General features: G+C 69.9%; 16 protein-coding genes. 7 read left to right on the plus strand and 9 right to left on the minus strand.

Annotated features, from left to right (window positions below; all coding sequences use genetic code 11):
• Nucleotides 1-124: 124 nt before the first annotated feature.
• From O9335_RS11465 to O9335_RS11490, 6 genes are all read right to left on the minus strand, one after another.
• The gene (locus O9335_RS11465) at nucleotides 125-1,039 is read right to left on the minus strand and encodes a class I SAM-dependent methyltransferase (RefSeq protein ID WP_298388133.1); all 915 of its coding nucleotides are present in this window, start codon (nucleotides 1,037-1,039) and stop codon (nucleotides 125-127) included.
• A 36-nt stretch (nucleotides 1,040-1,075) separates the two neighbouring features.
• Entirely contained in the window at nucleotides 1,076-1,960 is an 885-nt protein-coding gene (locus tag O9335_RS11470; protein WP_298388136.1) for an alpha/beta fold hydrolase, read from the minus strand.
• 28 nt (nucleotides 1,961-1,988) lie between these two features.
• A complete protein-coding gene (locus O9335_RS11475) occupies nucleotides 1,989-2,429 on the minus strand; it encodes a DUF4267 domain-containing protein (protein WP_298388139.1) in 441 nt (146 codons plus the stop codon).
• A gap of 114 nt (nucleotides 2,430-2,543) precedes the next feature.
• A complete protein-coding gene (locus tag O9335_RS11480) occupies nucleotides 2,544-3,443 on the minus strand; it encodes an LD-carboxypeptidase (protein ID WP_298388142.1) in 900 nt (299 codons plus the stop codon).
• Complete coding sequence (locus tag O9335_RS11485; RefSeq protein ID WP_298388144.1) at nucleotides 3,440-4,639, minus strand: hypothetical protein; 1,200 nt, start codon at nucleotides 4,637-4,639, stop codon at nucleotides 3,440-3,442. The genes O9335_RS11480 and O9335_RS11485 overlap by 4 nt, the downstream gene beginning before the upstream one ends.
• 10 nt (nucleotides 4,640-4,649) lie before the next feature.
• A complete protein-coding gene (locus O9335_RS11490) occupies nucleotides 4,650-6,038 on the minus strand; it encodes a D-amino acid dehydrogenase (protein ID WP_367185427.1) in 1,389 nt (462 codons plus the stop codon).
• Here O9335_RS11490 and O9335_RS11495 point away from each other — a divergent pair.
• The 3 genes from O9335_RS11495 to O9335_RS11505 are packed head-to-tail and all read left to right on the plus strand — an operon-like array spanning nucleotide 6,033 to nucleotide 7,890.
• Entirely contained in the window at nucleotides 6,033-6,998 is a 966-nt protein-coding gene (locus O9335_RS11495; protein WP_298388149.1) for a succinylglutamate desuccinylase/aspartoacylase family protein, read from the plus strand. The genes O9335_RS11490 and O9335_RS11495 overlap by 6 nt on opposite strands.
• A 9-nt stretch (nucleotides 6,999-7,007) precedes the next feature.
• On the plus strand, nucleotides 7,008-7,427 hold the full coding sequence (locus tag O9335_RS11500) for an Lrp/AsnC family transcriptional regulator (RefSeq protein ID WP_298388152.1): 420 nt from the start codon (nucleotides 7,008-7,010) through the stop codon (nucleotides 7,425-7,427).
• Between the two features lie 49 nt (nucleotides 7,428-7,476).
• A complete protein-coding gene (locus O9335_RS11505) occupies nucleotides 7,477-7,890 on the plus strand; it encodes a hemerythrin domain-containing protein (RefSeq protein ID WP_298388155.1) in 414 nt (137 codons plus the stop codon).
• Here the strand turns inward: O9335_RS11505 and O9335_RS11510 are convergent, their stop codons facing one another.
• Together O9335_RS11510 and O9335_RS11515 are read right to left on the minus strand one after the other, a co-directional pair.
• The gene (locus tag O9335_RS11510; RefSeq protein ID WP_298388158.1) at nucleotides 7,891-8,115 is read right to left on the minus strand and encodes a hypothetical protein; all 225 of its coding nucleotides are present in this window, start codon (nucleotides 8,113-8,115) and stop codon (nucleotides 7,891-7,893) included.
• A gap of 83 nt (nucleotides 8,116-8,198) precedes the next feature.
• Nucleotides 8,199-9,308, minus strand: a complete 1,110-nt coding sequence (locus O9335_RS11515) for an ornithine cyclodeaminase (protein ID WP_298388161.1) — start codon at nucleotides 9,306-9,308, stop codon at nucleotides 8,199-8,201.
• A gap of 198 nt (nucleotides 9,309-9,506) precedes the next feature.
• Here O9335_RS11515 and apbC point away from each other — a divergent pair, with 198 nt between their 5' ends.
• Nucleotides 9,507-10,604, plus strand: a complete 1,098-nt coding sequence (gene apbC, locus O9335_RS11520) for an iron-sulfur cluster carrier protein ApbC (RefSeq protein WP_298388164.1) — start codon at nucleotides 9,507-9,509, stop codon at nucleotides 10,602-10,604.
• Nucleotides 10,605-10,614: 10 nt separating this feature from the next.
• On the opposite strand, the gene O9335_RS11525 is transcribed toward apbC, so the two are convergent.
• Nucleotides 10,615-10,962 carry an Mpo1-like protein gene (locus tag O9335_RS11525; protein WP_298388167.1) on the minus strand — a complete coding sequence of 116 codons (348 nt, stop codon included), beginning with the start codon at nucleotides 10,960-10,962 and terminating at the stop codon, nucleotides 10,615-10,617.
• A gap of 81 nt (nucleotides 10,963-11,043) precedes the next feature.
• Here O9335_RS11525 and O9335_RS11530 point away from each other — a divergent pair, with 81 nt between their 5' ends.
• The 3 genes from O9335_RS11530 to O9335_RS11540 all read left to right on the plus strand — a co-directional run.
• Nucleotides 11,044-11,514: a molybdenum cofactor biosynthesis protein MoaE gene (locus O9335_RS11530; protein ID WP_298388170.1), complete on the plus strand. Its 471-nt coding sequence runs from the start codon at nucleotides 11,044-11,046 to the stop codon at nucleotides 11,512-11,514.
• Entirely contained in the window at nucleotides 11,511-11,876 is a 366-nt protein-coding gene (gene crcB / locus O9335_RS11535; RefSeq protein WP_298388173.1) for a fluoride efflux transporter CrcB, read from the plus strand. Before O9335_RS11530 ends, crcB begins: the two co-directional genes overlap by 4 nt.
• 74 nt (nucleotides 11,877-11,950) lie before the next feature.
• The coding region (locus O9335_RS11540; protein WP_298388176.1) for a Clp protease N-terminal domain-containing protein at nucleotides 11,951-13,125 on the plus strand (1,175 nt) is incomplete at its 3' end.

The following is a 13,125-nucleotide window of genomic DNA, read 5'->3' on the forward strand; positions in this document are numbered from 1 at the left end:
GGCCGACCCGCGCATGCGCTCTTTCAACCTGCGGGTGCGCTACAACTTCTGAGCCCGTCGACTCACCGTTTCGAGGCCCTGGGGGGGCCGCAGCCCACCGTGCAAACGGTGGGCTTTTTTTCGCTCAGGCCTGAACCAGCAGCACCTTGAGGGCGCGGTCGGGGTCGGCGTCGGCGAAGGCCGCCGGGTTGGCAAGCCGCCCCAGGCAGCGCAGCGCGGGCGCTTCGGTGGCCAGCACGTCGCGAAGGAAGGCCTCCGGCAGCTTGGGGGTGTTCAGGCACAGCAGCGCATGCCCGCCCGGTGCCAGCAGGCTGGGCAAACGGCGTACCAGCCGAGCGTAGTCTTTGGTGGCGACGAAGCTGCCTTTTTGAAAGCTGGGGGGGTCGAGGATCACCAGCCCGTAAGGCCCGCCGCGCGTCAGCTTGCCCCAGGAGTGGAAGACGTCGTGCGCCAGGAAGCTGGCACCGCGCGCCACGCCGTTCAACGCATGGTTTTGCCGGCCGATGGCCAGGGCGCCGGGGCTCATGTCCACGTTCACCACCTGGGACGCACCCGCCTGCAAGGCCACCACCGAGAAGGCGCAGGTGTAGGCGAACAGGTTCAACACCTTCAGCCCGGGGTGCGCGGCGCAGTGCTGCCGCACCCATTGGCGGCCCTCGGCCATGTCCAGAAACAGGCCATGGTTCTGGCCGCGCAGCAGGTGCACCCGGTAGCGCGTGTCGGCTTCTTGCACCTCGTGCGGGTCGGGCACGGCGCCGGCCAGCACGCGCGTGTCGACCTGGCCCTCGTCGCGCACTTGCAGCACCAGGTTCAGCGCCTCGCCCGGGGCCACCTCGGCCCAGCGCGCGGCCAGGGCCGTGTGCACGGTGGCCAGATCGGTTTCGCTGACCGGCTGGAAGCGGGTCAGCAGCCAGCAGGGCGGGTAGGCGTCCAACGTCCAGGCGTCGCAGCCCGGGTGCAGGCAGCCGCGCCCATGAAACACCCGTTGGGCTTGCAGCGGCCGGGCCATCGTGGCGATGGTGTCGAGCAAGGCTTGCATGGGGCGGCAGTGTAGGAAGGCACCGGCCCGGGGCGTTCACTCCGTGCTCAGCCAGGCTGCCATGCAGGGCCACAGCGAGGCTTGGGCGGAGGCTCGGAACGCGCCCAAGTGGCCGATGGAGGACAGACCAAGGTCTTGCGGCCGCACGCGCCGCAACACCGACGGCGCATGCGGCATGGAGGCCAGCAAGCGTTGGGTGCAGTCTTCGGTCATGGCTTCGTCGTCGGTGAAGCTCACCGCGGTGATCGGGAACCGAGCGGCGTGCAGGGCGCCGAGCACCAGCGCTGGGTCGGCGCCTGCGGCAAAGCCGGGGTGACGGCACCAGCGGCTCCACTGCCGCATGACTGGGCCGGGCAGGTCGCCCACCATGCCCAGCCGCCGGCCCGGGAAGTAGCCCAGCAGGGGCGTCAGCAAGGGGCCGGCGACATGGAGCATCCAAGGGGCACGGCGCCGAGAGGGTGCGGCCCAACTGCGCCACCCGCTCGCCCCCGCAGCCACCGACAAGAGCAGGGCGATGCGCGCTTGCGTGCCGGGCAGCGTCATTCCGGCATGGTGCGCGCCCAGGCTGTGCCCCAGCACCAGCACCGACGGGCTGGCGGTCTGCCGGGCCAGCGTCTCCACGGCTGCCGTGAAGTCTTGCTGCGCCCAGGTGATGAGGTCGGCGTTCAAGCCACGCAGCGAGCGTCGGTGCTCCGGGCGCCGAGAGGCACCGATGCCGCGAACGTCGAAGCTCAGCACACCATGGCCCTGCGCGGCCAACCATTGCGCAAACGGCGCATAAAAGCGCTGAGGCACTGCCAGGGCCCCGGCGATGAGCACGGGCGGGCGCGCGGGGTGCGTTGGCATGAACAGCGTGCCCGCCAACGGTGTGCCATCGGCGGCACGGAAGCTCAGGGGGTGGGTCTGAACGTTGCTGAGCATGGTGCGACGGCGGCGGCGCCAGGCCCACTCAAGCCCCACGGCCCGCGAGGTGCTGAGCGCGGTCCCAGCGGTTCAAGGCGACGGCCGCTGCGATCAGCACACCCGAGATGGCGAGGTGGCGCAGTGCTTCGGGGCCGCCGCGGGCATGCACCAGGGCCGCATCGCCCAAGGACATCACCAAGGCCAGGCCGGCCAGCCACTTCAGGGTGGAGGCGTCCTCGCGCAGCAGCAAGACGCTGACGGTCAAGCCGATGAACAAAGCGCGCAGCCCGTACACCTGCACCCAGGCCGCGTCCGCGGCGCTGTGCAAGGGCAGGCCCATGTAGATGGCAAAGGCGCTGGGGTCGAGCCAAGCCCGCGCCGCGTTGACGAACATCAGCGTGGCCATGGCCGAGGCCAACCAAAAGCCCGCGAAGGCAAAGCGGGAGGCGACGGGCGGGGTGGGTGAGGTCGGGCTGGTGGCGGGCATGGGGCATCCTGGGTTTTGAAGGGGACCCCTCCTTAGAGGCCTGGCGCTGGGGTTTTGTGACGGCCCCTCCGCGATCGACCCCGATCGCGCCCGTGGCGCCCCTCGCGCCGACGTTCAGAGCCAGCGCAGTTGCCGCTGGGCCACGTCCAGTTGCACCGGCAGCCCCAGGGGCAGCGCCCAGTGGGGCACGATGTGGCCGGCCGGCCAACCGGCCAGCACCGGCTTGCCCAAGGGGTGAAGGGCATCGGCCAGCACGGCGTCGGGGCTGTCGGCCTCGCTGAAACCGCCCAGCACGAAGCCGCTGACGGCATCCAGCACGCCGGCCAAGCGCAACTGTGTCAGGTAGCGGTCCAAGCGGTAGGGGTCTTCGGCCACGTCTTCCAAGAAGAGCACGGCGCCGCGCCAATCGGGGTCGGCGGGGGTGTGCAGGCCGCTGGCGATGACCGACAGGTTGCCGCCCAGCAAGCGGCCCTTGGCGCACCCGCCATGGTCGAGCGGGTGGCAGGGGCCCGGGGCGTGTTGCACATCGCCGGCCCAGACGCCGCGCCGCAGGGCGGCGGCCAGGTGTTCGGCATCGGGCCAGCCGCCGTCGCGCACCCAGTCGGACGCCGGCATGGGCGCGTGCCAGGCAGGCACTCCCGCGCGCGCCCACAGGCCGTGCAGGGTGGTGATGTCGCTGTAGCCGATCAGGGGTTTGGCGGCGCGGCGCACGAGCTCGAGGTCCACGCGGTCGCCGATGCGCAGACACCCGTAGCCGCCGCGCAGGCACAGCAAGGCGTCCACCTCGGGGTCGGCCAGTGCCGCGTGCAGGTCGGCCAAGCGTTGCTCGTCGCTGGCGGCCAGGTGTCCGAGGTGCGCGGGGCCATCACAACCAGGGAAGCGCTTGGCCATGAAGCCCCATCGCTTCAGCAGGGGCGCTACCTGGGCCAGCACGCCAGCTTTGGGTGGCCCCGCCGGGGCGATGACCCCGAGGCAGGCCGAGGCCGGCAGCGGGGGGATCAGGGGCGTTTTCATCCCAGGTGCTCACCCAAGAAGGCATCGATGGCGGCGCCCAGCGCGGGCAAGCCCCAGGGGCCGGCGGCCAGCGGGTGCGGCGCGTAACGCTGGCCCAAGTTGCTGAACAAGGCGATCAGGTAATGGCGGCCGCCGGGCGCGAGCGACTGCACGATGCCAGCGTCGGCCGCGTAGTTCTCGGTGTTGCCGATCTTGTGCGCGAAGCGCACGGTTTGCGTGCGTGGGCCGGTGGCGGCGGGGTATTCGCGTTCGTCGGCCAGCCAGCGTCCATCGGCCTGGAGCCAGCCGGCTTGCACCCGCGCGGGGATGCCCTCGACCCAGCCCGGCAGCCCGGCCAGGGTGCCGCTGCTGAGCACGATGTCCAGCCCCTGCTCGCGCAGTCCGCGCAGCACGGTTTGTCGCTGGGGTTCGGGCAGACGGGGCGCTGCCGGCGGCAGCCAAGGCGGTGGTGGCGCGTCGGGGTCCAGCCACCACAGCAGGCGCACGGTGTCCCAGGCGGTCATTTGGATGCGACCCACCCCCGCCCCGGCGGCATTGCCCCAGCCGCCATCGGGCTGCGTGCCCAGCAGTCTCAGGGTGGGCAATTCCAGCGCGGCCCATAGGCGGTGCAGGGCGTCGTCGCCGTCGGCGCGCAAGGCCCCGTGGGCGTGCAGCCAAGACACGAGGGCCGAGGTGCTGGTGTTGCAGCTCACGGCGAGCATGTCGAACAACCAGTCGCGCAAGGCGCGCTCCCGGCCCTGATGCGTCCAGCGGCGCGCGCCGTCGGCCGGGTCCAGTTGCAGCGCCACGCCGACCGCCACCTGCAGTTTGAGCACCGAGGCGGGGTAGGGCGCCACGAAACGGACGGGGCCGTCGCCCCATAGCGGCTCCCAAGAGAGAGCGGCCCAGTCGGTGTCGGGCCACCAGGCCATGGAGTTGCCGTCGGCGTCTTGGCGATCGGCATCGAAGCGGATGCCTTGCACCGGCCCGAAATCGGCCGGCAACGTGGCCACGTGGCCGTCGGGGTGCTCGCGCGACCACAGCACGTTGGCGCCAACCGGGCTGCCATCGGCCCGAAAGGCCACCACCGCGAGGTCGAGGCTGGGCGGCTGAGCCAGGGCTTGGCCGCCGCGCAGGGCGTCGGCGCTGCGGTGCAGCGCTTGGGCTTGCACCGCGGCGTGCAGGGCCTGGGCGAGGGTGTCGGCGGTTAGCGGCATGGCCGCAGTGTCACGCGGTGGGCCAGGTCAAGCCATCCAGGGGCAGGGGCGATTCGCGTCCCGACACCAGGGCCGCGGTGATGGCCGCGGTGGCGAAGCTGAAGGTGAAGCCCAGCGCGCCATGGCCCACGTTGAGCCACACGCCGGGCGTGGGCGTGGCCCCCACGATGGGCGCCCCGCTGGGGGTGGCCGGCCGCAGGCCAGCCCAGGCGCGGGCCCGGGTGTGGTCAGCCGCATGGGGAAAGGTGGCGGCCACCCAGCGCTGCAGCGAGGCGATGCGGCGCGGGTTGATGCGCTCGTCGCTGCCCACCAGGTCCACCATGGCGGCGATGCGCAGCTCCTGGCCGATGCGGGCGTAGAGGATCTTCTTCTCGAAATCGGTCACGCTCACTTCGGGCGCAAGGTGCTCGGCGCCGATGGGCGCGGTCAGGCTGTAGCCCTTCAGCGGGTAAAGCGGCAGGCTCATGCCCAGCCCTTGGGCCAGCTCGCGGCTGTTCAAGCCGGCCGAAATCACGAAGGCATCGCCCCCGATCACGCCGCTGCGCAGGCGCACGCCCCGCGCGCGACCTTGTTCTAGCTCGAAGCCCAGGACCTCGTCGTGCAGCAGACCTTGAAACCCCGGATGCTCGCGCAGGCGCTGGCCCAGGCGTTGGCACACCCGTTGGCAGTCGGCCACCGCTTCCCCTTCGGTGAAGATGCCGCCGGCCAAGGGCAGGGTGTTTTGCGACAGCGCGGGCTCCAGGGCGATGCACTCGGCCGCGTCCAGCGCCCGCTCGGGGCCGCCGGCCGCGAGCTTGGCGCGCACCCGGGCGAACTCGGCCGCGTGCCGGTAAATCACCAGCTTGCCGGGACTGCGCAGGTGCACGTCGTCCAGCAGCCCGGCGTCGCCCCAGGCCGCGAACGTGCGCTGGCTGAAGGCGCCGAGGGCCAACAGGCGCTGCGTGGTGACGCGGTTCACTTGGGCCCGGCACTTGCCCAGGAAGCTGGCCATCCAGCCCCACTGGTGCGGGTCGGCCTCCAGGCGGAAACGCAAGGGGCCGTCGGGGTCCAGCAGCCATTTCAGGGCCTTCAGCGGCACGCCCTCATCCGCCAGGGGCGACACGTAGCGATAGCTCAGCTGACCGCCATTGGCGTGGCTGGCCCCCGAGGCCAGCACAGGGGCGCGTTCCACCAGGGTGACTCGGTGGCCGGCCTCCAACAAGGCCCAAGCCGTGGTCACGCCCACGATGCCCCCCCCGATCACCACCACCTCTTGTTGCATGCGCTGAGTTTCTGCCTTTGTCGACCGACAGGCTAAGCCAGCCCCCCAATCCCCAGCCAATGAAAGGGGCCGCAGCCCCCATAACCCACCCCTATGGGGTTCGCGAAGCCGCCGCTGGCACACTGACGGCCCATGCATTCCTTCCAGCGCATCCAGTTCAGCGCCGCCGAGCCCGGGCCGCGTTTGCTCGTCACCGGCGCCGTCCACGGCAACGAGGTCTGCGGCACCCAGGCCATCCGCCGCCTGGTGGCCGAGTTCGAGCGCGACGAGCGCCGACTTCGGCGCGGTTTGGTGAGCTTCGTGCCCATCACCAACCCGCTGGCCTACGAGCGCAAGCAGCGCAACGGCGATCGCAACCTCAACCGCCGCCTGCAGCCCACGAGCGCACCGCAAGAGTTCGAAGACCACATCGCCAACTGGCTGTGCCCCCTGATGGCCGAGCACCAGGCCTTGCTCGATCTGCACAGCTTCCAAGCCCAGGGCCAGCCCTTCGTGATGGTGGGCCCACTGGACAACGGCGGCCCGCTGCAGCCCTTCAGCCAAAGCGCCCAAGAACAGGCTTGGGCCAAGGTGCTGGGCGTGCAACGCGGCGTGGACGGCTGGCTGGACACCTATGCCGGCGGCGTGGCCCAGCGCCGCGCCCGCATCAAGGGCACCGCCGTGGGCAGCGCGGTGGACGTGGACGAAAGCTACGGCGTGGGCACCACCGAGTGGATGCGTCGCACCGGCGGCATGGCCCTCACGCTGGAGTGCGGTCAGCACGAGGACCCCGCCGGCCCCGAGGTGGCCTACCGCGCCATCGTCAACACCTTGGTGCACTTCGGGCTGATCGAGGGCGAAGCGCCGCCCGTGCAATCCATGGCCGGCCTGCGCCTGCACCACGTGGAAGACAAGCAGCACGTCGACGACGCCTTCGTCCGGCCCTGGACCAGCTTTGATCGCCTGCAACCCGGCCAGCTCATCGGCCACCGGGCCAGCGGCGAGCCGGTGCACGCCCCGAGCGGCGACTGGAGCGGCTGCATCGTCTTCCCCAACGCCAGGGCGCAAGCCGGGAACGAGTGGTTCTACCTGGCCCGCGAGATCGACCGCTTTCGTTGACCCCCCGCCATGGACGACACCGACCGCCGACTGATCTCCCTGCTGCGCCAGGATGCCCGCATGAGCGTGGCGACGCTCGCCGCCAAGCTGGGCGTCAGCCGCGGCACCGTCACCAACCGCCTGCGCAAGCTCGAGGACGAGCAGGTCATCGTCGGCTACACCGTGCGCCTCAAGCCCGACGCCGAGCCCACGCACATCCGCGCCTGGATGGGCGTGCTGGTGGAAGGCAACCAGACCCGCGCCGTCACCGCCAGCCTGCTGGGCGAGCCCGGCGTGGAGGCCCTGCACGACACCAACGGCCGCTGGGACCTGCTGGCCGAGTTGCGCGCCGAGAGCATGGGGGAGCTGAGCAAGGTGCTGGAGCGCATTCGCCTCATCAAGGGCATCGCCAACACCGAAACCAACATCCTGCTGGCCACGTTCCGCTGACTTGACCCAAGCCAAGGCCTTCCGGGCGCCAAGGCGCTAGGCTCATTCCATGGCACTGATCTCAGGGTCCGAGGGCATCGCCCTGCAGCACGAGGTGATGGACCGCACCCACGCCGAGTTCATCGAGCACCTCAACGCATTGGCCGAGCGCTTGGAGGCTGGCGGCGATGGCTTGCGGGGGTTGGACGAGCTCATCGCCCACACCGAGGCGCACTTCGGCCTGGAAGACGCCCAGATGGCCGCCCTGGGCTACGCCCCCGAGAACTGCCACACGCGGCAGCACGCCATGGTGTTGGAACTGATGCGGGAGGTGCGCAAGCACGTCACCGAAAAGCTCGACACCGACCCGCTGCACCGCTTGATGCCGGCGCTGGCGGAGTGGTTCCCCCAGCACGTGGACGCCATGGACGCCCCCCTGGCGGCGGCGCTCCGGTCTCGCACCGGCGGCGCAGCCTGCGCTTGATCACCAGCGGCGCGGGCCGCTGTCGTCGTCGTACCGATCTCGGCGCTCGCGGCGCCAGCGGCGGTCGTCGTGCCAACGCGGGGGCGGCGGCTCGACGCGCAGGGGCACCACCACATGGGCCCGCACCGGGTAGGGGCGCTCAACGGGCAGCACGATGCACCCGGTCAGCGTGCTGGCCAAGGCCAACAGCACCGTGCCACGCAGGGCGGTTTGAACGGCATTCACATCAAACTCCAAACCGACCACCGGGCCGGTGAAGCGACAACGGGCCTCGCGGCCCGTCGTTGACACCGTTCGTCGCCGGCCGATCAGGCGGCGTGTTTCGCGCCTTGGGTGGCCGCCAGCGGCAACACCTTGGCCGTGGGCTGCGTGCGCAGCAGGCCGAACAGGTTCTTCGGATCGTCTTGCACGGGCACCAGCTCGATGGGCTGACCGATGCCCAGATCGCGGGCGGCGTCTTGCATGAAGGCCAGGGCGGCGAAGTCTTCCAGCGCAAAGCCCACCGAGTCGAACACCGTCACCTGCTCGGCACTCACGCGCCCGGCGGCTTGGCCAGCCAGCACGCGCCAGAACTCGGTCACGGGGAAGTCGGCCGGCATTTGCTGCATGTCGCCTTCGATGCGCGACTGCGGCTCGAACTCGCAGAACACCGCGCCCAGTTCCAGCACGCCGCGGTGCAACTCGGTCTTGCCGGGGCAGTCGCCGCCCACGCCGTTGACGTGCATGCCGGGCTCGATCATCTCGGGCGTGATGATGGTGGCGTTGGTCTTGTCGGCCGTCACCGTGGTGATGATGTCCACGCCCTTCACCGCTTCGGCGGTGCTGGCGAAGACCTTCAGCGTCAGGCCTTGGCCTTGCAGATTGCTCACCAGCTTGGCGGTGGCGGTGGGGTCCACGTCGAACAGGTGCAGGGTGTCGATGCCCACGATGTCCCGGAAGGCCAGGGCCTGGAACTCGCTTTGCGCGCCGTTGCCGATCAGGGCCATGGTGCGGCTGTTCGAGCGGGCCAGCTTCTTGGCGGCCAGGGCCGACATGGCCGCGGTGCGAATGGCGGTGGTCAGCGTCAGCTCGCTCAGAAAGCGAGGCGCGCCAGTGTCCACGTCGGCGATCAGGCCGAAGGCCATCACCGTGGGCAGGCCGAAGCGGGTGTTCTTCGGGTGGCCGTTGACGTACTTGAAGCTGAACTGGCGGTCGTCGGCGATGGGCATCAGTTCCACCACGCCGTCGGTCGAATGGAAGGCCAGGCGAGCGCTCTTGTCGAAGGCCTCCCAGCGCAGGAACTCTTGCTCGATGCGATCGGCCACGCCCACCAAGCAGGCGGTCAGCCCTTTGCGCTGGACGATTTGGACCATGTCGTCGACGCTGACGAAGGTGGTGGTCAGGGCGGCTTGGGCGGCGGTGGGGGCGGTGCGGTTCATGGCAGTGGACTCTGGGCTTGCTGCGATGAAGTCAGTGTCGCGAGGGCTGGCGTCAAGCGGAAGCGCAACAAATGATTCATATAGCAATGCTTGTCAATCAAAATGTCAGGAATTGCTGACGTTGTGTTCAAAATGGCCTGGTGCGATGGGGGCGACGCCGGGCCGCCTACACTGCCGCCCCCTCGATGAAAGTGCCCCATGAGCAGCGCCCGCATTGATGCCATTCAGCAAGCCCTGACGACCTTGATCGACCCCCTTTCGGGTCAAAGTTGGTCGGCCAGCCAGCAGGTCCGGTCGGCGGCCCTGGCGGGGGATGGGGGGGTGGAACTGGCGCTCGAATTGGCCTACCCGGCCCGCAGTCAGCACGCCACCTTGGCCGCTGGATTGGCCGACGCGCTGAACGCCCAAGGCCTGGGGCCCGTGCGCGTCAGCGTGACGCAAAAGATCGTGGCCCACGCCGTGCAACGCGGCCTGCAGCCGCTGCCGGGCGTGAAGAACCTGATTGCGGTGGCCTCGGGCAAGGGTGGCGTGGGCAAAAGCACCACCGCCGCCAACCTGGCCCTGGCCCTGCAGGCCGAAGGCGCCCGCGTGGGCCTGCTGGACGCCGACATCTACGGCCCCAGCGTGCCTCTGATGATGGGCGTGCCCGGCCAGCGGCCCGAAAGTGCCGATGGCAAGACCATGGAGCCCCTGATCGCCCACGGCGTGCAGGTGATGAGCATCGGCTTCCTGGTGCCAGAAGACCAGGCCATGGTCTGGCGCGGCCCCATGGCCACCGGTGCGCTGGAGCAGCTGCTGCGCCAAACGAACTGGCAGGACCTGGACTACCTCGTGGTGGACTTGCCACCGGGCACCGGCGACATCCAGCTGACCCTGGCCCAGCGCGTGCCGGTGACTGGCGCCCTCATCGTGACCACGCCGCAAGACATCGCCCTGATCGACGCCAAGAAGGCCATCAAGATGTTCGAGAAGGTGGGCGTGCCCATTCTCGGCTTGGTGGAGAACATGGCCATGTACTGCTGCCCGAACTGTGGGCACAGCGAAGCCATCTTTGGGGCTGACGGTGGCAAAACCATGGCCGCCGAGTTGGGCCTGGCCTACCTGGGCGCGCTGCCCCTGCAGCGCAGCATCCGCGAGCAAAGCGACGCCGGCACGCCGCCCGTGGTGGCCGAGCCCGAGGGCGCGGCGGCCCTGCTGTACAAAGCCCTGGCGCGCCAAAGCGCGGTGGCCGTGGGCCGCTTGGCCAAGGACTACGCGGCCAAGTTCCCGACGATCACGATTTCCAAGGCCACGTGAGCGGAGGCGCTCACAGCGCCAAGTCGCGCATGCGGCGCGGGCCGGCGTGCATCTCCAGGGCTGCCCAATGGGCGTGGCCCACACCCAGCCCGTTCAGACCCTGAAGGCCCACGAACCAGGGTGCCATGAGCCAACCGGCCCAGCCTTGCGTGGGTCGGCGGCCTTCGTACACATGACCCAAGGCTTGCAGCAGGCTGCCGGTCAGCAGCAAGGCCCAGGGCAGCGGGTCCATGCGCTCCACCAGCACCCCAGCCAGGCCCAGCCACACCATGGGCACGCCCCAGCAGTGCAGGGCGATGTTGCGGGGGTCGCGGTGTTCGCGGGCGTAGCGGATCAGGGCAAGAGAGGGTTTGGGCATGGGGGCGTCCTTCACAGGCACTACCGAAGGGTTCGGCTCATTTTGCGCCCGGCTTGAAAGAGCGGGTGCCACAATTTCTCGATGACCTTGCCGCCTGTCGTGATCCAAGCCACGCCGCTGGACCTGAACGCCGCTTTCGCCCTGCAGGCCGGGCCCGAGGTGGGCGCGGTGGCCAGTTTCTTGGGCATCGTTCGCGACGCGCCGCAGGGCGGCTTGCAAGCCCTGGAGTTGGAGCACTACCCTGGCATGACGGAGTCGGCCATCGAGCGCATGGTGGCGCAGGCCCGCGACCGATTCGGTCTGAGCCAGGCGAGTGTGTGGCACCGGGTGGGTCGCCTGATGGTGGGCGAACCCATCGTGCTGGTGCTGACCCACAGCGCGCACCGCCAAGCCGCTTTGGACGGCTGCGCCTTCCTCATCGATTACCTCAAGACCCAAGCGCCGTTCTGGAAGAAAGAGCACGGCTTGCATGGTGCCCAGTGGGTGGATGCCCGCGAGGCCGACGACGCCGCCCTGGCCCGCTGGGGCGTGGCAGCCCGGAACGCCGCATGAACCCCGCGCTGGCCGTTGCCCTGGGGGCTGCCGCCGGGGCCTTGGTGCGCTGGCAAGCGGGCGTGTGGCTCAACCCCCGCTGGGTGGGCTTACCGCTGGGCACGCTGGCGGTCAACGTCGTGGGGGGCTTTCTGATCGGGCTGGCGCTCGTGTTGCTGGACCGCCCCGACCAACAACTGTGGCGCTTGCTGCTGGTGACGGGCTTTTTGGGGGGGCTGACGACCTTCTCCGCGTTTTCTGGCGAGAGCCTTGGCCTGCTGATGCGCGGCGCCTGGGCCTGGGCTCTGGTGCACAGCCTCGCCCACGTGCTGGGGGCCTTGGGCGCTGCGGCCGCGGGGGTCTGGGTGGCGCGAAGCCTTTGACCCAGCGCAAAACGCCGCGGCCTTGAAATGCCAAGCTCGGGGCCCACTTGGGACGGAACCCAAGGAGGCTTTTCATGCGCCCTGACAAGTTCACCACCCGTTTGCAAGAGGCCCTGGCCGATGCCCAGAGCCTGGCCGTCACGCGCGGCAACCCCTACCTGGAGCCGGCGCATTTGCTGGCCGCCATGCTCGCCCAGTCCGATGGCCCCCGTGCTTTGCTGGAGCGGGCCGGCGTGCGCGCGCCCACGCTGAAAGCGGCCGTCGACGCCCAAGTGGACGCGCTGCCCGAAGTGCAGGGCAGCGACCAAGCGGTGCAGCCGGGCCGCGAGTTCATCGCCTTGCTGCAAGCCGCCGAGCGCGAAGCCAGCAAGCGCGGCGACCAGTTCATCGCCAGCGAGATGGTGCTGCTGGCCCTGGCCGACGCCAAGAGCGACTTGGCCGGTGTGGCCCGACAGCACGGACTGAACCGAGCGGCGCTGGAAGCCGCGCTGAAGGCGGTGCGCGGCGGCGAGAAGGTGGACAACCCCGAAGCCGAAGGCCAGCGCGAGGCGCTGAAAAAGTACACGCTGGACCTGACTGAGCGAGCCGCCCAGGGCAAGCTCGACCCGGTGATCGGCCGCGACGACGAGATCCGCCGCGCCATCCAAGTGCTGCAGCGCCGCAGCAAGAACAACCCCGTGCTCATCGGTGAGCCCGGCGTGGGCAAGACGGCCATCGTCGAAGGGCTGGCCCAGCGCATCGTCGCGGGCGAAGTGCCCGACAGCCTCAAGGACAAGCGCGTGCTGGTGCTGGACATGGCGGGTCTGTTGGCCGGCGCCAAGTTCCGCGGTGAGTTCGAAGAACGCCTGAAGGCCGTGCTCAAAGAGGTGACCGCCGAGGCCGGCCGCGTGATCCTCTTCATCGACGAGATTCACACCATGGTGGGCGCCGGCAAGGCCGAAGGCGCCATCGACGCCGGCAACATGCTCAAGCCCGCGCTGGCCCGTGGCGAGTTGCATTGCATCGGTGCCACCACCCTGGACGAGTACCGCAAGCACGTCGAGAAAGACGCCGCGCTGGAGCGCCGCTTCCAGAAGGTGCTGGTGGACGAGCCCAGTGTCGAAGCCACGGTGGCCATCCTGCGCGGCCTGCAAGAGAAGTACGAGGTGCACCACGGCGTCGAGATCACCGACCCGGCCATCGTGGCCGCGGCCGAGCTGAGCCACCGCTACATCACCGACCGCTTCCTGCCCGACAAGGCCATCGACCT

This window comes from Inhella sp. (assembly GCF_027532025.1).
In the GTDB taxonomy this organism is placed as follows: domain Bacteria; phylum Pseudomonadota; class Gammaproteobacteria; order Burkholderiales; family Burkholderiaceae_C; genus Inhella.